20 protein-coding genes are annotated in these 22,489 nt (G+C 63.1%); 10 read left to right on the top strand and 10 right to left on the bottom strand.

The genetic code is table 11. The annotated features are described in order from the left end of the window. Nucleotides 1-3 precede the first annotated feature (3 nt). The 5 genes from X744_RS150680 to X744_RS150700 form a co-directional block, all read right to left on the bottom strand. Entirely contained in the window at nucleotides 4-987 is a 984-nt protein-coding gene (locus X744_RS150680; protein WP_023760661.1) for an oligopeptide/dipeptide ABC transporter ATP-binding protein, read from the bottom strand. Next, the gene (locus X744_RS150685; protein WP_023760660.1) at nucleotides 984-2,003 is read right to left on the bottom strand and encodes an ABC transporter ATP-binding protein; all 1,020 of its coding nucleotides are present in this window, start codon (nucleotides 2,001-2,003) and stop codon (nucleotides 984-986) included. Before X744_RS150685 ends, X744_RS150680 begins: the two co-directional genes overlap by 4 nt. Before the next feature lie 4 nt (nucleotides 2,004-2,007). Next, on the bottom strand, nucleotides 2,008-2,982 hold the full coding sequence (locus tag X744_RS150690; protein ID WP_023760659.1) for an ABC transporter permease: 975 nt from the start codon (nucleotides 2,980-2,982) through the stop codon (nucleotides 2,008-2,010). Then, entirely contained in the window at nucleotides 2,982-4,010 is a 1,029-nt protein-coding gene (locus tag X744_RS150695) for an ABC transporter permease (RefSeq protein WP_032907773.1), read from the bottom strand. Before X744_RS150695 ends, X744_RS150690 begins: the two co-directional genes overlap by 1 nt. A 100-nt stretch (nucleotides 4,011-4,110) precedes the next feature. Then, the gene (locus X744_RS150700) at nucleotides 4,111-5,784 is read right to left on the bottom strand and encodes an ABC transporter substrate-binding protein (RefSeq protein WP_023760657.1); all 1,674 of its coding nucleotides are present in this window, start codon (nucleotides 5,782-5,784) and stop codon (nucleotides 4,111-4,113) included. 248 nt (nucleotides 5,785-6,032) lie between these two features. Here X744_RS150700 and X744_RS150705 point away from each other — a divergent pair, with 248 nt between their 5' ends. Both X744_RS150705 and X744_RS150710 read left to right on the top strand, forming a co-directional pair. Continuing rightward, complete coding sequence (locus X744_RS150705) at nucleotides 6,033-6,839, top strand: LuxR family transcriptional regulator (RefSeq protein ID WP_023760656.1); 807 nt, start codon at nucleotides 6,033-6,035, stop codon at nucleotides 6,837-6,839. Nucleotides 6,840-6,949: 110 nt separating this feature from the next. Then, nucleotides 6,950-7,849, top strand: coding sequence for a proline iminopeptidase-family hydrolase (locus X744_RS150710; protein WP_023760655.1), 900 nt, complete (start codon nucleotides 6,950-6,952; stop codon nucleotides 7,847-7,849). 43 nt (nucleotides 7,850-7,892) lie between these two features. Here the strand turns inward: X744_RS150710 and X744_RS150715 are convergent, their stop codons facing one another. The 3 genes from X744_RS150715 to X744_RS150725 form a co-directional block, all read right to left on the bottom strand. Beyond that, nucleotides 7,893-8,966 (bottom strand): siderophore-interacting protein, encoded by a 1,074-nt coding sequence (locus tag X744_RS150715; RefSeq protein ID WP_023760654.1) that lies wholly within the window; start codon nucleotides 8,964-8,966, stop codon nucleotides 7,893-7,895. 245 nt (nucleotides 8,967-9,211) lie between these two features. Continuing rightward, on the bottom strand, nucleotides 9,212-9,988 hold the full coding sequence (locus X744_RS150720; RefSeq protein ID WP_023760653.1) for an esterase family protein: 777 nt from the start codon (nucleotides 9,986-9,988) through the stop codon (nucleotides 9,212-9,214). Between the two features lie 4 nt (nucleotides 9,989-9,992). Beyond that, a complete protein-coding gene (locus X744_RS150725; protein WP_023760652.1) occupies nucleotides 9,993-11,159 on the bottom strand; it encodes an ATP-grasp domain-containing protein in 1,167 nt (388 codons plus the stop codon). A 715-nt stretch (nucleotides 11,160-11,874) separates the two neighbouring features. On the opposite strand from X744_RS150725, the gene leuA reads away from it, so the two are divergent. The 4 genes from leuA to X744_RS150745 all read left to right on the top strand — a co-directional run bounded on the left by leuA (nucleotide 11,875) and on the right by X744_RS150745 (nucleotide 17,216). Beyond that, nucleotides 11,875-13,551 carry a 2-isopropylmalate synthase gene (leuA, locus tag X744_RS150730; RefSeq protein WP_023760650.1) on the top strand — a complete coding sequence of 559 codons (1,677 nt, stop codon included), beginning with the start codon at nucleotides 11,875-11,877 and terminating at the stop codon, nucleotides 13,549-13,551. Between the two features lie 182 nt (nucleotides 13,552-13,733). Next, nucleotides 13,734-15,482, top strand: coding sequence for a hypothetical protein (locus X744_RS150735; RefSeq protein WP_023760649.1), 1,749 nt, complete (start codon nucleotides 13,734-13,736; stop codon nucleotides 15,480-15,482). A 198-nt stretch (nucleotides 15,483-15,680) separates the two neighbouring features. Then, nucleotides 15,681-16,484 carry an alpha/beta fold hydrolase gene (locus X744_RS150740; RefSeq protein WP_023760648.1) on the top strand — a complete coding sequence of 268 codons (804 nt, stop codon included), beginning with the start codon at nucleotides 15,681-15,683 and terminating at the stop codon, nucleotides 16,482-16,484. A gap of 114 nt (nucleotides 16,485-16,598) precedes the next feature. Then, entirely contained in the window at nucleotides 16,599-17,216 is a 618-nt protein-coding gene (locus X744_RS150745) for a hypothetical protein (protein WP_023760647.1), read from the top strand. Here X744_RS150745 and X744_RS150750 read toward each other — a convergent pair. Beyond that, nucleotides 17,200-18,129 (bottom strand): metallophosphoesterase, encoded by a 930-nt coding sequence (locus X744_RS150750; RefSeq protein ID WP_023760646.1) that lies wholly within the window; start codon nucleotides 18,127-18,129, stop codon nucleotides 17,200-17,202. The genes X744_RS150745 and X744_RS150750 overlap by 17 nt on opposite strands. A gap of 53 nt (nucleotides 18,130-18,182) precedes the next feature. Between X744_RS150750 and X744_RS150755 the strand changes: the two genes are divergently transcribed. Continuing rightward, nucleotides 18,183-18,680 (top strand): NUDIX domain-containing protein, encoded by a 498-nt coding sequence (locus X744_RS150755; RefSeq protein ID WP_031260660.1) that lies wholly within the window; start codon nucleotides 18,183-18,185, stop codon nucleotides 18,678-18,680. A gap of 1 nt (nucleotide 18,681) precedes the next feature. Here X744_RS150755 and X744_RS150760 read toward each other — a convergent pair whose 3' ends face one another. After that, nucleotides 18,682-19,671, bottom strand: coding sequence for a glutathione S-transferase family protein (locus X744_RS150760; protein WP_023760644.1), 990 nt, complete (start codon nucleotides 19,669-19,671; stop codon nucleotides 18,682-18,684). A gap of 275 nt (nucleotides 19,672-19,946) precedes the next feature. On the opposite strand from X744_RS150760, the gene X744_RS150765 reads away from it, so the two are divergent. From X744_RS150765 to X744_RS150775, 3 genes are all read left to right on the top strand, one after another. Then, complete coding sequence (locus X744_RS150765) at nucleotides 19,947-20,480, top strand: N-acetyltransferase (protein ID WP_023760643.1); 534 nt, start codon at nucleotides 19,947-19,949, stop codon at nucleotides 20,478-20,480. A 62-nt stretch (nucleotides 20,481-20,542) separates the two neighbouring features. Next, complete coding sequence (locus X744_RS150770) at nucleotides 20,543-21,304, top strand: 3-hydroxyacyl-CoA dehydrogenase (protein ID WP_023760642.1); 762 nt, start codon at nucleotides 20,543-20,545, stop codon at nucleotides 21,302-21,304. Nucleotides 21,305-21,310: 6 nt separating this feature from the next. Beyond that, nucleotides 21,311-22,486: a CaiB/BaiF CoA-transferase family protein gene (locus X744_RS150775; RefSeq protein WP_023760641.1), complete on the top strand. Its 1,176-nt coding sequence runs from the start codon at nucleotides 21,311-21,313 to the stop codon at nucleotides 22,484-22,486. The last annotated feature ends 3 nt before the right edge of the window (nucleotides 22,487-22,489 follow it).

Below are 22,489 nucleotides of genomic sequence, written 5' to 3'. Positions count from 1 at the left end.
AGCCTAGCCCGCCCTCGGATGGTGGCAGGCGACGAAGTGGTTCTTGTCGACGAGCGAAAGTACCGGACGCTCGTGGCGGCAGACCGAAGTCGCCGCCACGCAACGCGTATGGAAACGGCAGCCCGACGGCGGGTCGAGCGGGCTCGGCAGATCGCCCTTGAGCATGATCCGCTGGCCTGGCCGGTTGTCGACGTCGGGTACCGGCACTGCCGAGCGAAGCGCTATGGTGTAGTGATGCCGTGGCGCAGAAAAGACAGCGTCGACAGGCCCCGTTTCGACGATCGAACCCATATACATCACCGCCACCCGCGACGAGAACTGCCTGACCACCGAGAGATCGTGGGCGATGAACACATAGGTCAGGTTGAATTCGTCACGCAGGTCGCAGAGCAGGTTGATGATCTGCGCCTGGATCGACACGTCCAGAGCCGACACCGGTTCGTCGGCAACGATCAGCCGCGGCCGCAGCGCCAGCGCGCGGGCGATGCCGATCCGCTGGCGCTGTCCGCCGGAGAATTCATGCGGGAAGCGCTGGGCATGCTCGGGAAGCAGTTCGACGCGGACCAGCAATTCCTCGACGCGATCCGCCATTTCCGATCGCGCCAGTCTTTCATGCACGCGGAACGGGTCCGCCAGCAGATCGCCGACGCGGCGGCGCGGATTGAGCGAAGCGGCGGGATCCTGAAACACCATCTGCATCTGGCGCCGTATCGGCCGAAGCTGCCGTTGCGAGGCTTTGGTGATATCGCGGCCTTCGAATTCCAGTGATCCGGAACTGATTTCCGTGAGCCGGACGAGGCAGCGCCCCAGCGTCGATTTTCCGCAGCCGGACTCGCCGACGATGCCAAGCGTCTCGCCCGCGAAGATGTCGAGCGAGATCTGCTCCACCGCGTGGACGATCCGCCGCTGAAAGGGCGAGCGCCCGACCGGATAGTGTTTCGACAGATCGCTGGTCCGCACCAGCGGTTTCGGCCTGGTTTCGCTCATGCCGGCACGGCTCTGCCAGCCAGCGTCGGCCGCAGATCCTGTCGGCCGTCCCGCGGAAGAAAGCATGCCGACCGGTGCCCGCCCGCCCCACCAAGCGCAGGCTGGGCGGCACAGGCTTCGTGGCGGAATGTGCACCGCGGCCCGAACGCGCAGCCCTGCGGCATCTGGCTCAGTTTCGGCGGGCTGCCGGGAATGGCCGTCAGTCGCGCGGGACGCGGACCTTGCATCGGCGGGATCGAGCCGAAAAGCCCCCACGCGTAAGGGTGAAGCGGCTCGCGGAAGAGCTGCCCCTTGCTGCCCTCCTCGACAACCCGCCCGGCATACATCACCAGCACGCGGTCGGCGACTTCGGCGACCACGCCGAGATCATGGGTGACCAGGATGACGGCGGATCCGAACTCGTTGCGCAATCGGCCGATCAGCTCCAGGATTTGCGCCTGCACCGTCACGTCGAGCGCCGTCGTCGGCTCATCGGCGATCAGCAGTGCCGGATTGCACGACAGCGCCATGGCGATAACGGCGCGCTGGCGCATGCCGCCGGACAGCTGGTGGGGATAGCGGTCGACCGCGTTGTCGGGGCTCGGCAATCCAACCGCGTCGAGCAAGTCCACCGCCCGCTTGCGCGCAGCAGCGCGCGACACCCGCTCATGCGCGCGGATCTGCTCGATGATCTGGTCGCCGATCGTATGTACGGGCGTCAGCGCCGTCATCGGATCCTGGAAGATCATCCCGATCTGCCGGCCGCGAATGGCATCGAGGGCTCGGCGCTTGAGACCCAGCAACTCCTGGCCGAGAAAACGCACCGACCCGGTGACGACGACATTGGGACTGCTGATCAAGCCCAGAATGGCGAGCAAGGTCTGGCTCTTGCCCGAACCGCTTTCACCCACGACGCCGAGGATCTCGCGCTGCGCGAGCGAGAACGAGACGCCGCTGACGGCAGGCACCACACCGCCCTCGGTGCGGAACGAGACGCACAGATTCTCAACGACCAGCAGCGGCCTGTCGGGGGGCATCTTGTCAATGGGCATCTCTAACCCTCGGATCGATGAAGACAAAGACAACGTCGACGATGAAATTCGCCATCACCACGAAGAACGAGGCGTAGATGACCGTCGCCAGGATCATCGGCAGATCGAGCGTCTGCAAGGCGCCGTAGGTGAGCTTGCCGACCCCTTGCAGGCCGAACACCACCTCCGTCAGCAAGGCGCCGCCGCCGACCAAGGCTCCAAAATCCAGCCCGAACATGGTGACGAAGGCGACGAGCGAGGTTCTTAGGCCGTGATGCAGCAGCACCCGCCGCTCGCCGATGCCCTTGGCGCGCGCGGTGCGGATGAAATCCTCCTGCATGGTCTCGATGATCGAGGCCCGAAGCACGCGGCCGTAAAGTCCGATATAGAGCGTGGCGAGCGTGAACCAGGGAATGACAAGTGCCTTGAACCAGCCCCAGGGATCCTCGGTGAAAGGGATATAGCCGAGCGGCGGCACCCATGAGAACAGCCAGCTGTCATGCCAGCGGCTTTGCGTGACCAGATTGGCGACCTCGCCCAGCCAGAAGACCGGTATCGACACGCCGATCAGGCTGAGGATCATCAGCGTCCGGTCGAGCCACGTACCGCGCGTCGCGCCGGCGACAACACCGACGATCAACCCGCCGAGAACCCAGAAGACGGCAGCGCCAAGCACCAGCGACAGAGTGATCGGGATCGCCTCGAGCACCGTTGGAACGACCTTCTGGCCGCGATTGACGAAGGAGGTGAGGTCGCGGCTGATGAAGAGCCGCTTCATCATCAGCGCGTATCGCACAGGCAGCGGCCGGTCGAGGCCGAAATCGTGCCGCACCTGGGCCAGCGTTTCCTGTGATGCGTTGCGCCCGGCGATGCGCGCCGACGGGTCGGCGCCCGGGGTGGCGAAAAAGATCAAGAAGGCGACGACGCTGATGCCGAACATCACCAGCACCATCTGGCCGAGCCTGGAAATGAGCGCCGTCAGCATCAGACGACCCTGATCGACGACTTCGGGTCGAGCGCGTCGCGCACGCCGTCGCCCAATATGTTCAGTGCCAGCACCGTGATGACGATCGCCAACCCCGGCGCCAGGGCGACGATTGGACGTGAATAGAGAAGCCCCTGCCCGTCCTGGATGATGGTACCCCAGCTCGCATCGGGCGGCTGCACGCCGATGGACAGGAATGACAGCGAGGATTCGGTCATCATGTTCAGCGCCAGGATGAGCGGCACGAAGACGATGACCCGGGTGATCACATTGGGGAGGATATCGTAGAGCAGGATACGCCAGGGCGATGCGCCAATGCCGATCGCGGCCGTGACGAACTCGGCCTGCATCAACGACAGGACATGACCGCGAATGGGCCTGGCGACGTAAGGCACGTAGACGATGCCGATGATGAAGATCGGCAGCCAGAGACTGCCGGAGCGGATTTCGATCGGGCCGATGATGATGCTTTGGGTGATCAGGACGATCGACAGCGAAATCGCCAGCAGGAAGACGGGAAACGCCCACAGCACATCGAGAATGCGCGACAGCAAGATGTCGACCAGACCGCCGAAAAAGCCGGAGACGACGCCGAGCAATGTCGCCAGGCCAAGGCATATCAACGCCGCGGCGCCGGCGATCAGCAACGAATTACGACCGCCGTAAAGCAGGCGAGCGGCAACGTCGCGGCCCTGATTGTCAGCACCCAGCATATAGGGTCCGAAATCCCAGGTCGGGCCAAGCGGCGTGAACCCTAGGCCAAGGCCTTCGGTCGAAGGCTCCAGCACCTGCCTGGTCTGACCGTCTATGACGATCTCGCCATTGAGGTTGGTAGCGAAAGGATCGGTCTGCGCCACATGGCGGGCGTAGAGAGGGGCTGCCAGCGAAGCGGCGGTGATCAGCACCAGAACGCCGAACGCCATGATGGCAGCCCGGTCGGCCCTGAGCTTGCGCCATGCCGTCCGCCATGGCCCCTCGGCGCCCCGGCGGGTCCGAACCAGCACTTGCCCGCCAATGGAATTGTCCATGATGAGTATGAATTTCAGATCGGCGGGAAAAGCAACCGCGGCGGAGGATTGCGCATCGTTCCGCCGCGGATCGGACAGGGCCTGATCACTCAACCACTGATCACTCGACCCACGACTGACTCATGATCCAGTAGAATTGCGGGCTGAAGACGAAATTCTTCAGCCGCGGTGAGATCAGGTCGACGCGCTTCGGCGTGAACAGCACGGCCACGGGCGCGGCGTCGGTGACTGCCTTGTCGACGGCGGTCCACAGTTGCGCGCCCTTGGCAGGATCGGCGATCGTGGCGGCCTGAGCCTCGCCCATCTTCTTGTCGATCGACTTGTCGCAGAAGCCGGAAATGTTGATCGAGGCGTCCGAGCCGGGTGTGAACGAGGCGCAGCTGAACAGCACCTGCAGGAAGTCCGAAGGCGCGGGATAGTCCTGGAACCACTGCGAGATGGAAATCTGCACCTTATTGTTGGTGTTCTGGATGTAGGTGAACTGGATGTTCTGCGAGATCGGCTTGATCGAGGTCTTGTAGCCCAGCCCGTTCAGCACATCCTGCAGGTACACGCCGATCGACTTCGACACTTCGGTGTCCTCGGTGATGATCGTCACCTCCTGTCCGGCTGTTCCCGAGGCGGCGACCAACGCTTTGGCTTTCTCCAGGTCAGGCGCCGACCACTTTTCGCCGGGATTGGCCGTGAACGGGCAATAAGGCGCGTAGGACGGGAAATCCGGCGGCAGGATCTGGCAGGAAGGCTGCGCCAGATTGCTGCCGCCGAACAGCTTGACGATGGCCGCCCGGTCGATGGCGTAGTTGACCGCCTGCCGCACCCGGATGTCGTTGAACGGCGCGAGATTGGTGTTCATCGGCACATACCACATCGCCGTCAGAGGATGGACGGACACCTGCTTGGCATATTTCGTGCCCAGTTCCGCCAACCGGTCCGCCGGCGGTGGATCGAACATCCAATCAGCCTGGCCGTTTTCCACGGCGGTGACCGCCGCCTCGTCGGTGAGACCGAAGCTATAGTCTATCTCGTCGGGATAGCCGGCCGGCTGCGCCTCCTTGCTCCATTCCTTGAAATGCGGATTGCGCACCATCTTGAGCAGGCTGTTGGGATCGTAGCTGGCGATCATGTAGGGCCCGGTGCCCGGAATGGGCGCGGTCCCCGAATCCTTGAGGGGCGCCTCGGCGGGCAGGATCGCGGCGTGCGGGATCGAGATCTTCTGCAGGAAGTCCGGATCGGGCGCCACCAGATTGAAGGTGACGGTGCTCGCCGCCTCATCGGCGACGACCCCGCCCTCGAGCGTGCAGGTCGCCGGCGTCTTGAGGCATGTGTCGGCGCCGACAATGCCATTGTAGAGCGTGCCCGTCGTCGGGCCGCTGATCTTGAACATGCGCTGGAACGACGCCACGACATCGGCCGTCGTCAGGTCCGATCCGTCGGCGAACTTGATGCCCTTGCGCAGCTTGAAGACATATTTCTTGCCGCCGTCTTCCGGCTTGGGCAAGCTCTCGGCCAGGTCCGCCACCACCTCGAAACCGGTCTTGTCGCCGGTCTTGCGGAAGGTCACCAGCCCATCATAGAGGACATAGTTGATCTGGAAATATTGCAGCGTGTAGTTGATGTGCGGATCGATCGTGCCGGCAGCGGCGTTGGCGAGAAGCTTCAGCGTCCCGCCAGCCTTGCCTTCTTGCGCGGCCGCGCCTGTCACGGGTGCCATCAGCATCAGGCCAGCCAGGCCGACACCGGCCATCATTGCGCTAAAAACATTCCGGGACCGCATCGTCTTGCTCCTCTGGGGAAGTGGGTGATTGCAAACCACGATGTGCGCCAGGTGGCACACGCCGGACCGCGATCCATTGTACACAGCGTATGGCGCACGAAACCCGCCGGGATAGCTGTGAATTAAGATAGTTTTGGCCGTCCAGATGCGTCGCGAGCAACAAGCCGTGATCGTGCTGTGCTCATTTGTTGAGCATTTTTCGAACATGCCCGTTTGACAAACATTGGCTAGCGGGTAAGCTTTTGCTCATGCAAGGCGTATCCGGCGATTTCGAGAGCGAATTTCACACAGGCATGGGAATCGACGCCGCCATGGCGGCGGCGATGCGCGTGCTTGCGCCCGCCGGTTTCACCTCGCTGATCTACGACTACACGCCGGTCCCGGTCAGCCATGACGGCGAGTTGATCACGCCTTCGCTCATGGCCCTCGCCAACGTGCCGCCCGACATGCAGGACCTGTGGTGCAAGGGTGGCTACTATCAACTCGATCCGGTGCAGGAGGCTGCACTCGCGGTGTCGCGACCATTTCTGTGGTCGCACAAAGGGTCGCAGAGCCCGGTCATGCGACGCATCCTGCAGCGCAAGCATGACCCGGTGATAGGCTATCTCTTGGACACCAAGATGACATGCGGCGTGACGGTACCGATCCGCTTCGACGGCGGCGATCTCGCCACCTTCACCGCCATCCGCCTTGATCCGGAGCCGAATTTCGAAGCCGAGGCACAAGGGATGCTGCCCGGCATAGGCGACCTCGGTCACCTGTTCCACGATTGCGTCTATGCCGGGTTCGATCAGCGCACCAGGACAAGCCAGTATTTCCACCTGACATCACGGGAACGCCAGTGTCTGAGCCTCGCGGCTTGCGGATTGACGGCCAAGCAGATCGCCAATGAAATCTGCCGCAGCGTGCCGACCGCGACGCTGCATCTCAACGCCGCCAGCCGCAAACTCGGCGCCCGCAACCGCTTCCACGCCATCGCCCTGGCGGCACACTACCGGTTGCTCGGGCCGATCAGCCAGGGCCAGGACCTGTCCCGCCGGCAGCATCAAAACTAACGTTATTGCTAGCTGGTCGCTTGCCGGTCCGCCTCTATACCCTTTGCCACGAACACCGTCGGAGACCGCTGATGAGCGGCCGCCGCCGAGCCAGCCAGGCAGAGGACACGATGGACGAGCTTGCAATATCGGAAGGGTTCAGCGCCTACGGGCCATACAGGACCTGGTACCGCGTGACGGGAGACCTGGCGTCGGGCAGGCTGCCGCTGGTCGTTGCTCATGGTGGTCCCGGTTGCACCCACGACTATGTCGACAGCTTCAAGGACATTGCCGGCTTCGGCCGCGCGGTGGTCCACTACGACCAGATCGGCAACGGACGATCCACCCATCTGCCGCACAAGGGCGGCGACTTCTGGACGGTCGAATTCTTCCTTGGCGAACTGGATGCGCTGCTTGCCCATCTCGGCATCCAGCAGCGTTACGCCCTGCTCGGGCAATCCTGGGGCGGCATGCTCGGTGCCGAGCATGCGGTGCGCCGGCCTGCGGGCCTCAAGGCACTGGTGCTCGCCAACTCGCTCGCCTCGATGAAGCTGTGGGTCGAAGGCGCGAGGCAACTGCGTGCGGAGCTGCCGGCAACGGTGCGACAGGCGCTCGATCGCCACGAAGCGGACGGGACGACGGACCATCCCGACTACCTCGCGGCGACCCGCGCATTCTACGACCGGCACGTCTGCCGCGTCGTGCCCTGGCCGGCGGAGGTGGCGCGCACCTTTGCCGCCATCGATGCCGATCCCACCGTCTACCACACGATGAACGGCCCCAATGAATTCCACGTTGTCGGCACCATGCGCGACTGGACTGTTATCGATCGCCTGCCGCTGATCGAAGCGCCGACACTGGCCTTTCGCGGCCTTTTCGATGAAGCCACGCCAGCCTGTGTCCAGCCCTTCCTCGACCATATTCCCACGGTCGAAGGCCATGTCTTCCCACTCTCGAGCCACATGCCGCATGTCGAGGAAAGGCAGGATTGCATGGCTGTCACCGAAGCGTTTCTGGCCCGCCACGACTAACCGTCGCTTCGCGCGGTAGCGAACGTCGATAGGAGATCGACAGTTACTCGTCGTCGCCCACGCTGCGAGCGTCCCGGCGCCAGTAGGCCGTGACCAGGTGCTGGTCGCGCGACAGGCTCCATTGCTTGCGCACGATCTTGCGGATCTCCCGGAAATCGCCGAATTCGCATCCGGCCCAGACATAAAGGCCGTCGGCAAGCGCCATGTGGCTGCGCTCCCGCAAGGCGGCCGGCAGCAGGCCGGCGGTGCCGGCTTCACGGCCGAGCCGGTAAAGCCAGGTGATGTCGATATTGTCGCCTTGCGCCAGCGCGATCCGGTCATCCGGGCCATCGACTTCGACCAGTGCTTCGGCGCGGGTTGACGGCGGCAGATGCTCGAGGATCCTGCCGATGGCGGGCAGCGCGGTGTCATCGCCGAGCAGAAGCAGGGTCTGAGCTACCGGGGCATCGCCGCCGCCGGGTCCGATCATGCCGATGACGTCCCCCGCCTGTGCGTTTTGCGCAAAAGTGGCGGCGGGCGTGTCCTGGCCAGGGTGCAGCACGAAATCGACATCGAGCCAGCCGCTTGCGGCATCCACCGCCCGGATCGTGTAGACCCGTATGGTCAGGGCATCGTCGCCCGCGGGCCAGACAAGCAGCCCGTCGGCACCTATCGTGGGCCAGACCGGCCGCCGCCCATGCGGCGGCAGCAGCAGCCGCATGTGCAGGCCGCCATGGGTAAACCGGACGAGATCCTTGCCGGCGAAGCGCAGGCGCTGCATATGCGCCGAGATCCGCGTCGACGCCAACACTGTGATCTCACGGAAGAAGACCGGCGTGCCGGCGTCTACGCCGTCGCCTTGCCAGCGCACTCCGCTGGCCGTGCCAAGATGTTCGGCGACATGGCCGGCAACCGTCATCTTCATGTAGGACAGGCAGGTTTCGTCCATCGCCGCGACACGGATCAGCATGCCGTCATCCTCGAGCGTGGCGCTCAACGAGCCGTAATGCAGGCGAAGCTCCCACCGATGGGCAACGCCGGTTTCGATCTCGAATTCGCCGTGCTCGGCACGCAGCCGCTCTATCGCCGACCTGGTTGCCTCATCGCTGATACGGGTCTGCGCGCTCAGTTGGTCCATCACCCAAGTCCTTCGAAACGATAGGGACAAGACACCGCGGCGCCTCGCCGCAACCGCCATGCCACAGCCGCTCCGGTATTTCCACCAAAACATGATTATAGGAGTCATATTTTTCTGGAACGTCTAGGAGCCGCTTGCCGCCGCTGCAACCTGGCCAAAGCATCCGGAACCGGCCACGGCCAGGTCGGATGTGCTCATCCGACTGCGCAGCGAGGTGGGTCCAGAGTCAGGCCGAGCAACGCACCTCAATCCAGCCTGTGCATCAGGTCTTCATCCAGCCAGCGACCGAAGAAATAGACCAGTTGCTTGTGCCACCACGGCCAGTCGTGGCTGACATCGCCACCCCAATAGTCGACCCAGGCGGGAATGGACTTGTCACGCAGGATCTGTTCCAGCCGGCGCGTCTCGACCAGCATCCGCTCCTCCCACGCGCCCTGCCCGCAGCAGAAGATCAGCCGCAGCGCCTTCAGGCGAGCAAGCAGCTTGGGATCGACGATGCCGGGCAGATAGTCGAGCGGCGAATTGTAGAAGATGTCGCCTTCAAGCGCCTTGCCGAAAAAGTCGCCGGCCGAATAGACGCCCGACAGCGCGATGACGCCACTGGCAAGCTCGGGAAAGCGGAAGACGAAGTTCGACGAGTGGTAGCCGCCCATCGAGCAGCCCGAGAACAGCGGCTTCAGCTTGCGCCCGCCATTGGCTTGCTCGGCTGTCGACAGGAATTCCGGCAGCGCCTCCTCGCGCACATAGCGGAAATAGGCCTCGTGGCGAGCGATACGATGCGCGGCGTCCGCATGATTGTCGAAGAAGGATTCCGAATCGACGCCGTCGACGGTGAACAGCTGGATGCGGCCGGTGTCGATGAATTCGGCCAGTGCGCCTACGCCGCCGGAATCCTCGAACTGGTAGAAGCGCCCCTGCGAGGTCGGAAACACCACCACCGGCCGGCCGGCGTGGCCGTAGCGCTTGTATTCCATGTCGCGGCCGAGCTTGTCCGAGAAACTCTTGTGATAGGAGATGTCCATCGCCTCACACCTTTTCCGCGTGGATGTAGGCGACCGCCTTGCGCAGCGCCGCTTCGTCCTTCGAGCGCATCTGGTAGGCGTAATTTCCCATGGCGCGGCTGAAAACCTCTTCGATGGCCTGATGGTGGACGATCTTGTCGCCATGGGCGGCTAACACGTCCTCATGGCTGTGCAAATAGCTGAGGCGTCGCTTGCGGCTGGCGTAGGCGGTGAAATACTTGCCCTCATAGGGCCCGCCGGCGGCATCCCTGACCACCATCTCGGCCCATGCCGCATAGACGTCGATGTCGAAGGTGTAGTTGATGGCATCGGTCATCCAGGCGCCGGGCGGGCGCATGTTGACCTCCAGCGCGATGACCCGGTCGTCCTTGGTCTCGAACAACTCGATGTGAAAGAAGCGCTCGCGCACGTCGAACGCTTTCAGGATCTTGCGGCCGGCCTCCTCGACTGCCGGGCTGATCCTGGGAAAGCAAACGTAGCTCATGTGGCGATCCTTGTTGACCACCTCCATGACGCTCTGGTCGTAACGATGGCTCGCCGCCAGCACCACCTCGCCGTCGCGATTGACCAGCCCGTCGAAGGTCACCACCAGCCCCTCGATGAACTGCTCCATGACGAACGTCACGTCCTCGGGCTTGACCCTGAAGAACTGGTCGAGCTCCCTGGCGTTGGAGATCTTGAAGGTGTTCGAGGCGCCCGAGCCGCTGTCCGGCTTGACCACCACCGGATAGCCGACGCGGCGGATGAAGGTCATGGCCCCAGCGCGGTCGGAGCATTTGCGCTGCGCTATCGTGTCGACACCGCTCTTGCGGAAGAAGGCACGCATGCGGCTCTTGCGCTTCAGATTCTTCACGAAATCGAGCTTGGTGCCATAGATGTTGAAGTCGGTGCGGATGTTGGCTTCCAGCTCCAGCCAGTGCTCGTTGAGCGATTCGAAACGGTCGATGCGGCCCCATTTGTGGATGAAATGGCCCATCGCCCGGAACACCGGATCGTAGTCTTCCATGTCGGCGACACGGTAATATTCCGAAAGCGCCGCCTTCAGCTTGGCGTCGAGTGCCTCATAGGGTGCGTCGCCGATGCCCAGCACCCTTGCTCCAGCCTTCTTCAAACGGTCGCAGAAATCCGCGCCATTGGCGGGAAAATGCGGCGAGAAGAACACGAAATTCATGGATGACCCCTCCCAGCGACAGGACATCGCAACCCCGTCGACGCCCAAGTCTGGCGCATTTGCCGCGCCTGGGGAAGAGCACGTGCGTTAGAGATTCCCCCCGCCATGCCAGGGCAACGAACTCGGGTTAACGGGTTCCTTCGGCGCCTTCGCCGGCGCGTAGGCTGACGGAAACGAAAAACCCGCCTGCGCGGCGGGTCACTGGCGCAAATCAGCACCATGGGCGAATATGTACCATAGCTGAGGTCACGAAATCAAGAAAAAATTCCTATCCTGCTACCGGCACAAAAGCTGCCGACACCGCCGAACTGGCTGTCGTCAGGTCTTTTGTCAACTTGAGTCCCACTTGCCTCCCACAAGCTGCTCCTATATGAGATCAGCCATGAACACGCGCGCCATCAACGCTTCCCGTCCGACCGGTTTTTCCGGCGAGGCCGTGCGCGCGCTGGCGTCGACCCTGCTTCTTCTCGGCCTTATCGGCGATCGCCGGGTTCGCTGAAGGAGCGCCCGGCGGTCGAACCGCCGCGCAAGCGCATGCTCCTTGGCAGTCACATCAAGCGAACGAAATTCCGGTAAAGGCGCCGCTCGCCATCAATCCACCTGAGGGTGGATCCATGAGCCGCCGGGAGAAACGACAATGAACGCACGAGAAGAGGTCCGCTCCGACGCCGCGGTAGCAGGCAAGGGTGTGGAAAGAAGCATCCAGAACGGGGGCATGCCTGACGCGGCCCGCAAATACCAGCCATATCCGACCGTCGGCCTCACCGACCGCACCTGGCCCTCGAAGGTCATCGACAAGGCGCCGATCTGGTGTTCGGTCGACCTGCGCGACGGCAACCAGGCGCTGATCGACCCCATGGGCCACGAGCGCAAGGCGCGCATGTTCGGCCTGCTGCTCGACATGGGCTTCAAGGAGATCGAGATCGGTTTCCCGTCGGCCTCGCAGACCGATTTCGACTTCGCCCGCTGGTGCATCGAGCAAGGCAACGTACCCGCCGACGTCTCGCTGCAGGTGCTGGTGCAGTGCCGGCCCGAACTGATCACCCGCACCTTCGAGGCGCTGAAGGGCGCCACCAACCCGATCGTGCATTTCTACAATTCGACCAGCGAATTGCAGCGCCGCGTCGTCTTCGAAAAAGACGTCGGCGGCATCAAGCGCATCGCCACCGATGCGGCCAAGATGATCACCGACATGGCGGCCAAGGCCGGCGGCGGGTTTCGCTTCGAATATTCGCCGGAGAGTTTTACCGGCACCGAACTCGAAGTGGCGCTGGAGATCTGCAACGCCGTCACCGAGATCGTCAGGCCGACGCCGGATAACAAGCTGATCGTCAACCTGCCGTCGACGGTCGAGATGTCGACACCCAACATCTATGCCGACCGCATCGAATGGATGTGCCGCAACCTCGACAACCGGGAGAACCTGCTGGTCTCGCTGCATCCGCACAATGACCGCGGCACCGGCATCGCCACCACCGAACTCGGCCTGATGGCCGGCGCCGACCGCGTCGAGGGGACGCTGTTCGGCAATGGCGAGCGCACCGGCAATGTCGACATCGTCACGCTGGCGCTCAACATGTACACGCAAGGCGTCGATCCGGGGATCGACTGTTCCGACATCAACCGGATGAAGGATGTCTACGAATATTCGAACCAGTTGAAGATCCCCGAGCGCCATCCCTATGTCGGGGAACTCGTCTACACCGCCTTTTCCGGGTCGCACCAGGATGCCATCAACAAGGGCATGAAGGCGTTGAAGAAGGCCAACACGAGCCTGTGGGAAGTGCCCTATCTGCCGATCGATCCGGCCGATGTCGGACGCAGCTATGAAGCTATCATCCGCATCAACTCGCAGTCCGGCAAGGGCGGCATCGCCTATGTGCTGCAGGCCGATTACGGCCTCAACCTGCCGCGCAATCTGCAGATCGAATTCAGCCAGGAAATCCAGGCGATCACCGATGCCGAGGGCAAGGAAGTGCCGGTAAGGCGCATCTACGAACGCTTTCTCGAGACCTATGTCGATCAATCCGGCGCGCGGTTGAAATTCCTCGATCACCACACCTATCCCAGCACCGAAATCAAGGGCCGGCGCGTTGTCGAGGCTGTCATCCTCGACAATGGCAAGGAAGTGACGATATCGGGCACCGGCACCGGTCCGATCGACGGCTTCGTCGATGCGCTGTCGCGCCATCTCGGCGTCGAGATGTCGGTGCTCGACTATTCCGAGCACTCGTTGCAGCGCGGTTCGAACGCGTCGGCCATTTCCTATGTCGAGATGGAATATCCTGACGGTAAGCTGTTCGGCGCTGGCATCAACACCAACATCGTCGCCGCCTCGCTGGAAGCGGTGATGTCCGCCGCCAACCGGATAATTGGCAAGAAAGCCGGCTGACGCACGACCAGAGCAGATCGGGACCGCCGCAAGCTGGTGATCGGTTCCGATCTTTCGGGACATTAACCACCGAACAATTATCCGGTGGGGTACGTGATCACATAATGGTTGTATACTTGTGTGGCGGTGCGGGACCTATATGATCGCGCCTCAACCTGTGCCGACTTCGAGAGGATCGACACTTGCAGCATGCCACGCCTGCCGCCCCCGCAGTGCGCGAGACACTTGAGCGACTGCTTGCCAGCCAAACGTTCGGACGATCCGAACGTGCGCGCAAGCTGCTTCGTTATCTTGTCGAACGTGAACAAGCCGGAGAAGCCGACAGGCTCAAAGGCTTCTCCATCGCCATGGATGTTTTCGGCAAGGATGGCGATTTCGATCCGTCCACCGATGCCGTCGTGCGGGTGCAGGCAGGCAGACTGCGCGAGCTTCTGCAGCACTATTTTGCCAATGAGGGCGTTGCCGAGCCTGTCCGCATCGCCATTCCGCGCGGCGGCTATGTTCCTGCCTATGAATTGAACGCCATAAGGCTGCCGGATCTGAAGCAGGACGGCGCTGCATCCGCCGATCGGCCCGACGACGCCAGCGTGCCGGATGCGGCATTGCTGGCTACCGAGACGCCATCACCCACGCCCTTGGTGGTACGCCATCTCCGCTTCTTCTGGATGGCGATGGTCCTGGTCATCGCCATGCTGGGCATACTGATCCTTCGTCAGGGCAGCAGTGCCTTGCTGGCAGGCGGCGACATGTCGGCAACGATCGAGACCGCCGGCACAACCGGAAGCATCGCGTCATCGGCAATGGCTGATGCCCTGCCGCAAGTCTATATCGGCCTCAAGGCTGAAGGCGCGTACGCCAACCGTGTCGCCGCATCGCTGCGTGCGGGCCTGAGCGGCTTCGATACGATCGACTTCATCGGGCGCGATGCCGTCGCCGATTCGGACGACGATGCCACAAGCTTCATATTCGATATCCTGCCCGGTGCCGGCACCGGTGACATCACAATCGAACTGCAAAGCGTGGCGTCCGGACGAGTGCTTCTTTCGCGCAATCTGACGCCTGCCGACAGCGCTCCTGCGGCGATCGAAGACCGTATCGCAGACATGCTCAGTTCAGCGCTTCCCGCCTCGGGCACGATCTACAACTATATCGAGCAGACCAGTACGCCAAATGGCCTGACGCAATGTTTGCTGCTCAACGACAAATATTATCTCGACCAGAACGCCAGGACGCATGAGACTGCCTATCGCTGCCTCGAGAAGCTGGCCAATGGCGGCACGAAATCGTCGCTCGTCTATTCGGAACTGGCCTCCCTTCATCTCGAGGCGGTCTCCGATCACTATGCCTATCCGCCCAATGCGACGATCGAGAAGGCGGTGGAGTTTGCCCATCGCGGCGTGCAGATGGGACCGACCAGCCCCTATGCGCATCGCTCCTACGGCTATGTCAGTTCGCGCCTCGGCAATACGGACGAAGCGATCCGCTGGATGCGCAAGGCCTATGAACTCAATCCGTATGATCTCGGCATGGCCGCCGCGTATGGCTACGGACTGATCTTCGCCGGCCGATACGCGGAGGGAACGCCGATCCTTGACCATGCGGCAGAGACCTTCAGCGGGCACTCGACATGGTGGGACTACGGGGTGTTCGTTGGCGAGTTCATGCTCGGCGACATGAACAAAGCCATCGCGGCCAGCATGGCATTGAGAACGACGGCAACGAAATCGCACTATCTGGCGGCGCGGCTGATCGGCGCCAAGGCCGCCGGACAGGACCATCTAGTGAGCACTTTGCTGAATCAACTGACCACCGAGTTCCCAAAATTTGCCGCCGATCCGCGCGCGACCTTCGTCGAGCGGAAATATCCGGCTGACCTGACCGACCGGCTGGTCCAGGCGCTGCGCGCTGCCGGGCTTGGCAACCCAAGCTGACACCAATCGACATCCGCAGGCCGGCCGCGCCACGTCCTAATAGTGGGTTTCCTGTCTCCAAACGCCGCTGCGGTTGGTCGCCGAAGTCTGTCCGCGACCGTACAAATCGCGAAAATTTTACTGGCTTCGTGTTGACTAGGAGCAATCCAGTCACAATTGGTGTTCCGCATCCTGATAACAGCAAAAAAATCAGCATTCATGACCGCATCGCTTTTTGTCGCCGAACAGGGTGCTGGCTCGAAGGCCATTGTCCTGCTGCATGGTTTCGGCGGTTGCCACGATGTCTGGCGCGAGGTGATTTCCTCCCTGATGCCTGCCACCCGCACGCTGGCCTATGATCTGCCGGGGCATGGGCTGTCGCTCGATTTTCCGTCGGCCGGTCCGGCCAAGGTGGCGGCAAGGGCCGTGCTCGCCGATCTCTCGCAGCGTCGCCTGAGGCGCTTTCATCTCGTGGGCCATTCGATGGGCGGTGCGGTGGCAGCGCTGATGGCGCAGGCCGAGCCCGAAAAAGTCGCCTCGCTGACGCTTCTGGCGCCGGGCGGCATTGGCCCGGAGATCAACGGACCATTGTTGCGTCGCTATGCCGGTGCAGCGGATCGGTCCGAGATCCGGGCCTGCCTCGTCGCCATGTCGGGACCATCAGCCCGGCCGCTCGATCACATCGTGGACACCCTCTGGGAAATGCGTAGGCGAGCCGGCCAGTTGGAAAAACTCATCGAGATCGCAGCCGCCATGACCAAGGACGATCGCCAAGGCGTTATCCCGCATGATCGCCTCGGCGGGCTGAAGATGCCGGTGATGGTAGCTTGGGGAACGGACGACGCGGTGCTGCCCTTTGCCCAGGCGGATGATCTGCCGGCGCATTTTCATGTGCACCATGTGCTGGAGGCCGGCCATATGCTGGCCGAAGAAGCCCCCGACCTCGTCGCCGAGATTATTCGCCGCAACACCAACCGTCGCGCCGCGTCGCGTCGCCAGAAATTCGCCGCAGCGGCCAGCTGATCCTTTTCGCGCACGATAGGCTTCGTCCGCGCCTCAATGCCGTCCATCTCGCCAGTGCATTTTGCCGGCGGCTGTGTTAACCCCGTGTTAACCAAACCCGCGAGGCAAACGCCGATGAAGGAAGCAGGCGAGAAGACCATCGATCAGTCGAATAAACTATCCGATGCCATCCGCGATGTGAAAAATGCCTTCGCCGACCGCGATGACGTCGTAGTCGATATGCGCGAGGCGCATCGCATGCGCCTTGATCTGCTTGCCGCCGAGCTGGCGCCGGTTTTTGCCGATGTTCCGGCCGACATGGACAATTTCGACTTTGTCGTCTCGTCCGGCTTGCAGCCGCGCCTGTGGATCGACGCCGTCAGCCATGTTGCCATGGGACGCGACCGCCGCACCTATCGCTTCCTCAAGGACACCCGCATCGGCCGGATGGTGCTTGCCGAATCGACCGAGATGAAAGCGGTTGCCGATTCCGTGACGCGCTATGTCGCCGAGCGCATCGTCGAGCGTCAGAGGATGATGGAAGGCGGGGTCGAGCCGGCTGTCGCCGGCATGAAACGGGCCGATGTAGCGGAAGCCGAACCGCCGCTGCGCGCAGCGACGAGCGGCAACGGCTGGGCGACCTTTCTGTCCGGGCTTGGCCTGATCGCCGCCGGTGCCCTGGTCGGCCTGGTGGTGTCGGTCGTCTTGTTGTGGGACCGTCTCGTCGGCATGATTGTCAGCTTGCGGCCATAACGGCTCCGGGCTCCGCGCCAAGCTCAAGCGTCTGCAGATCGGATGGCGGTATGGACGGCCCGGTCAGGCCGCGCCGCGTCAGCCGGATCCGCCAATTGCCCTTTTCGCCGTCGATGTCGAACAGATTGTACTGCGCCGCTGGGGGCTTGCCGCCCGGTGCCTGGCCTGCGGCAGCAACGCCGACCGCCGGGATCCTGACGCCTCGACCGCCGATGAAGAACAGCGACGGCAGATGCGAATGGCCGTGCAGGACAAGTTCGGCGCCATGGCGCCGAATGATCTTGTGAAAGCGGGCGATGCCGAACAGCCGCTTGTGCTGCGGGACCGCGCCACGCACCGGCGGATGGTGGATCATGATGGCGCGAAACAGCCCCTGTCGGCCCGTGGCATCAAGCAGCTTACGGAGCCGCTCCGCCTGGCCTTCCATGAAGAAGCCGTTGGCCATGAAGGGTGCTGTGGCGCGCGCCGTCGAGACGCCGATCAGCGCGACGTCGCCGCGCACCCGCAGATAGGGAAACGCGTTGCGGTCGACGGGCGTGTTGATGCCGTCGCCACTCATCCACGCCGCCCAGGATCGGCAGACCTTGTCGAAGGCGCCCGGTACATAGGCGTCGTGGTTACCCGGAACGACCGAAACGTCATGCGGCGGCCCCAGCGTCTCCAGCCAATGCCTGGCCATCTCGATTTCGCCGTCGAGCGCCAGATTGACCAGGTCGCCAGTGACGGCGAGGTGGTCAGGCGTGTTCGCCTTGATGTCGGCGACGATCGTGTCGATGACGGCGTCATGCATGTGGCGGCGGCGGTTGCGCTGCCAGTTGACATAGCCAAGCACGCGCTTGGACGCGAGATCGCGATAGGATACATCGGGGAGCGGCCCCAGATGGACATCGGAAATATGCGCGAGCCTGAACATTTCTCCTTCATATGCGAGGCGCGCCCCGCTTTCCACCTGCGGTTTGGCTGGTGATGAGGAGTGATCCCGAGAAGGCCTTTCGCCAGACTGGCTGGGCAGGTCTGAGGGCCAGGCTGTTCCATCTCTATTTCGTGCTGCGGCGCCCTATGACGCTTGGGGTGCGCGGCCTGGTCCACGACACCGCGTCCAATTCCGTCTTCCTCATTCGCCACACCTATGTTCCGGGCTGGCAGCTTCCCGGCGGCGGTGTCGAAGTAGGCGAGACGCTTGCCGAGGCGCTTGCACGTGAATTGGCCGAGGAGGGCAACATCGCGCTGACCGCCCCGCCGGTGTTCAAATCGATGCATTTCAACCGCCACGCCAGCCGGCGCGACCATGTCGGCTTCTACGTCATCGAACGCTTCAGCCAGACGGCACCCAAACTTCCGGACCACGAGATCGCCGAAGCCGGCTTCTTCCCGCTCGATCGCCTGCCGCAAGGAACGACACCTGCAACGCTGCGCCGGATCGCCGAGGTTTTTGGCGGCGAGCAGCCCTCGCCCCACTGGTAGATCAGGCCGCCGCCTTGCTGAACCGCGCCCGGTCATGCCGTGCGCCATAATCCAGTTTCGGCCCGACAGGCACGATCCGCGTTGGATTGATCGTTTCGTGGCTGCCGTAATAGTGCGCCTTGATGTGGTGCAGGTTCACGGTCTCGGCGACACCAGGCACCTGGTAAAGATCGCGCAGATAATTCGACAGGTTTGGGTAGTCGGCTATGCGATGCAGATTGCATTTGAAATGGCCGACATAGACCGGGTCGAAGCGCACCAGCGTGGTGAATAGCCGCCAATCAGCTTCCGTAAAGCGATCGCCGACGAGATAGCGTTGCTTCGACAGCCGGCCTTCCAGCGCATCGAGCGCAGAGAACAGCTCTCCAAATGCTTCCTCATAGGCGGCCTGCGTCGTGGCGAAGCCGGCGCGATAGACCCCGTTGTTGACCGCGGGATAGACCAGTTCATTGACCTTGTCGATTTCGCCGCGCAGCGCGTGCGGATAGAAATCGAGGCCGGCATCACCCCATTCGTCGAAGGCTGAATTCAGCATCCGGATGATTTCGGAAGATTCGTTGGAGACGATGGTCTGCTCCCTCTTGTCCCACAACACCGGCACCGTCACCCGGCCTGAATAGACGGGATCGGCCTTGGTATAGATCTGGTGCAGGAAGTCGAGGCCGTAAAGCGTGTCGCCAGTGGCGCCGTCCTCTGCCAGGAACGTCCATCCATTGGCGCCCATGAAATGATGCACCACCGACACCGATATTACGTCTTGCAGCTTCTTCAATGCGCGAAAAATCAACGTCCGGTGCGCCCACGGACAGGCAAGCGAGACATAGAGATGATAGCGGCCGGGCTCGGCCTTGAAGCCGCGCGTTCGGCCTGCGGCCGGCGCCCCGTCAACGGTGATCCAGTCGCGCCATTGCGATTGCGTCCGTACGAACCTGCCGCCGTTGTCCGTCGTATACCGACGATCCTGCCACTTGCCTTCGACCAGCAATCCCATGCAAATCTCCTTGTCTCTCGCCATTGCATGTAGGCACAGGGTTGCCCCGTCTAAGACGTCAGGTGCTGAACAGACCGTCACTTGGCCGAAACTGCGGACAGAAGCGGCCGATTGCAGCGGCGGGAAATTGGTGCTAGCGGACAATCCGCATGTTCGACTTTGCTTTAATCCGGTTTGACCGACGACGAAAGGGCGCCCGCGCTTGATGAAGCGCTGACTGGCGCATGCTGCCGTTTGCAGCAAACCTTTCCTCATTCTACCGGATCGCAAAGACCATGAGCCTTGCCGACGTGAAATACCTGCTGGAAACCCCGGCGCACAACCCCCAGATCGAAGCCATCAACGACGAAGCCTTCGGGCCCGGCCGCTTTGTGCTGGCCGCCTACAAGATCCGCGAAGCCGGAGGGCACGAACGCTCGTTGTCCTTTGTCGCCGTCGACGGCGACATTGTCGTCGCCTCGGTGCGCATGACCCGCATCGCCGCCGGCGCCGGTCGCGCGCTGATGCTCGGGCCGCTTGCTGTGCGGCCGGCCTTCAAGAATCTCGGCATCGGCCGCCGGCTGGTGGCGATCGCGCTGGAGGCCGCCGCGAAGACCGGTGCGCCCGCGGTCATGCTGGTCGGGGACGAGCCCTACTATGGGCCGCTCGGCTTCAAACGCATCCCACGCGGCCAGATTTCGATGCCGCGCCCTGTCGATCTTGACCGCTTGCTGTCGCACGAGATCGTGCCGGGCGCGGTGGCCAGGCTCTCGGGCGAGGTCTGCCACGCCGATCAGGCCAGGATTGCCGCGCTCGCGGCGATGGCTTGACCTTCCCCATCGATCTGGCGCCTGATCTGTCCCACTGTTCCTGAGATCAAAAGGATGACGCCATGAACCCGAACGGCCAGATCGCGATCGTTACCGGTGGCGGCTCCGGCCTTGGCGAGGCAACGGCGCGCGCGCTGGCTGCCAAGGGCGCCCGTGTCGCCATCTTCGACGTCGGTATCGACCGCGCTGCCAAGGTCGCGGCCGAGATCGACGGCATTGCCGTGCAGTGCGATGTCAGCAGCGCCGACAGTGGGACCGCCGCATTCGTCGACGTCGCCGAAAGGCTTGGCGAGCCGCGGATCCTGGTCAATTGCGCCGGCATCGCCATTGGCGTGAAGACGATCGGCAAGGATGGTCCCCATCCCCTCGATCAGTACCGCAAGGTGATCGAGGTCAATCTGATCGGCACGTTCAACATGATCCGCCTCGTCGCCGAGCGCGCGTCAAAGCTCGAGTCGCTGCAAGGCGGCGAGCGCGGCGTCATCGTTAACACTGCCTCTGTCGCTGCCTATGATGGCCAGATCGGCCAAGCGGCCTATGCGGCCTCCAAGGGCGGCGTCGTCGGCATGACGCTGCCGGTGGCGCGCGATCTTGCCCGTTCCGGCATCCGCGTCTGCACCATCGCGCCCGGCATTTTCAAGACGCCGATGATGGCCGGCATGCCGCAAGAGGTGCAGGATTCGCTGGGCGCCGCCGTGCCCTTTCCGTCGCGCCTGGGCGAACCATCCGAATATGCCGCTCTCGCCCTGCACATCATCGAAAACCAGATGCTGAACGGCGAGACCATCCGTCTCGACGGCGCCATCCGCATGGCGCCGAAATAGACGGACATGAGCACCGGCCCGTCCGCTGCCGGCAAGACCGGCCCGCTTGTCGGGCTGAAGGTGATCGAGATGGCTGGGCTGGGGCCCGTGCCGCTGGCTGGCCTGATGCTGTCGGAGATGGGCGCCGAAGTGCTGCGCATCGAACGGGAGGGGACCAGCCGACCGCTCCTGTCACTCCCGGATGAGTACAATATCGATCGCCATGGCCGCACCATACTGCGTCTCGACCTGAAGCGCCGGGACGGCGCCGATCTGATGCTGCGTCTGGCCGAAAAGGCGGACGTGTTGCTCGAAGGATTTCGCCCCGGTGTCATGGAACGGCTTGGCCTCGGCCCGGAAGCGATGCTGGCGCGCAACCCGGGGCTGATTTACGGCCGCATGACCGGCTTCGGCCAGGACGGCCCGCTCGCCGGCCGCGCCGGCCACGACATCACCTATCTCGCCTATTGCGGCGTGCTGCACGCGATCGGCCACGCCGACAGCCGCCCCGTCCCGCCGCTCAACCTAGTCGCCGATTATGGCGGTGGTGCCATGATGCTGGTTTCCGGTCTGCTGGCTTCCCTGTTCCAACGCTCGCGCACGGGCAGCGGCGAGGTCGTCGACGCCGCGATGGTCGAAGGCGCCTCGATGCTGGCGGCGCCCTTGCACGCTTTCACCGCGGCCGGGTTGTGGAGCGAAAATCGCGGCGCGAACCTGCTCGATTCCGGCGCACCCTTCTACGACACCTATGAGACATCAGACGGACGCCATATCGCTGTCGGTTGCCTCGAGCCGCAATTCTTCGCCGAATTCGCCAGACTGCTGCCGCTCGACGAGCGCTTTGTGTCCGGTCAGTACGACAAGACACTGTGGCCGCCGATGCGCGCGGCCATCGCCGATCGGGTACGGCAGAAATCGCGCGACGACTGGGACCTGCTGTTTGCCCAAACCGACGCCTGCGTTGCGCCTGTCCTGTCGCTGCATGAGGCCAAGCAGCACCCACACAATCGGGCGCGCAACGCCTTCGTGACCGCGGGTGCATTTGAGCGCCCTGCCCCGGCGCCACGTTTTTCCGGCTCACAGCAGACACCGGCGACCAAGCCTGCCGACAGCGATCTCGCCCCGTCGACGGTGCTGGCACGTTTCGGGTTTTCGAAAAACGAGATCGACGACCTTGTCAAATCCGGTTTGTTCGACAGATAATTG

It is taken from the genome of Mesorhizobium sp. LNHC252B00, assembly GCF_000502955.1.
Taxonomy (GTDB): domain Bacteria; phylum Pseudomonadota; class Alphaproteobacteria; order Rhizobiales; family Rhizobiaceae; genus Mesorhizobium.
This window is presented reverse-complemented; position numbering and strand designations above follow the sequence as displayed.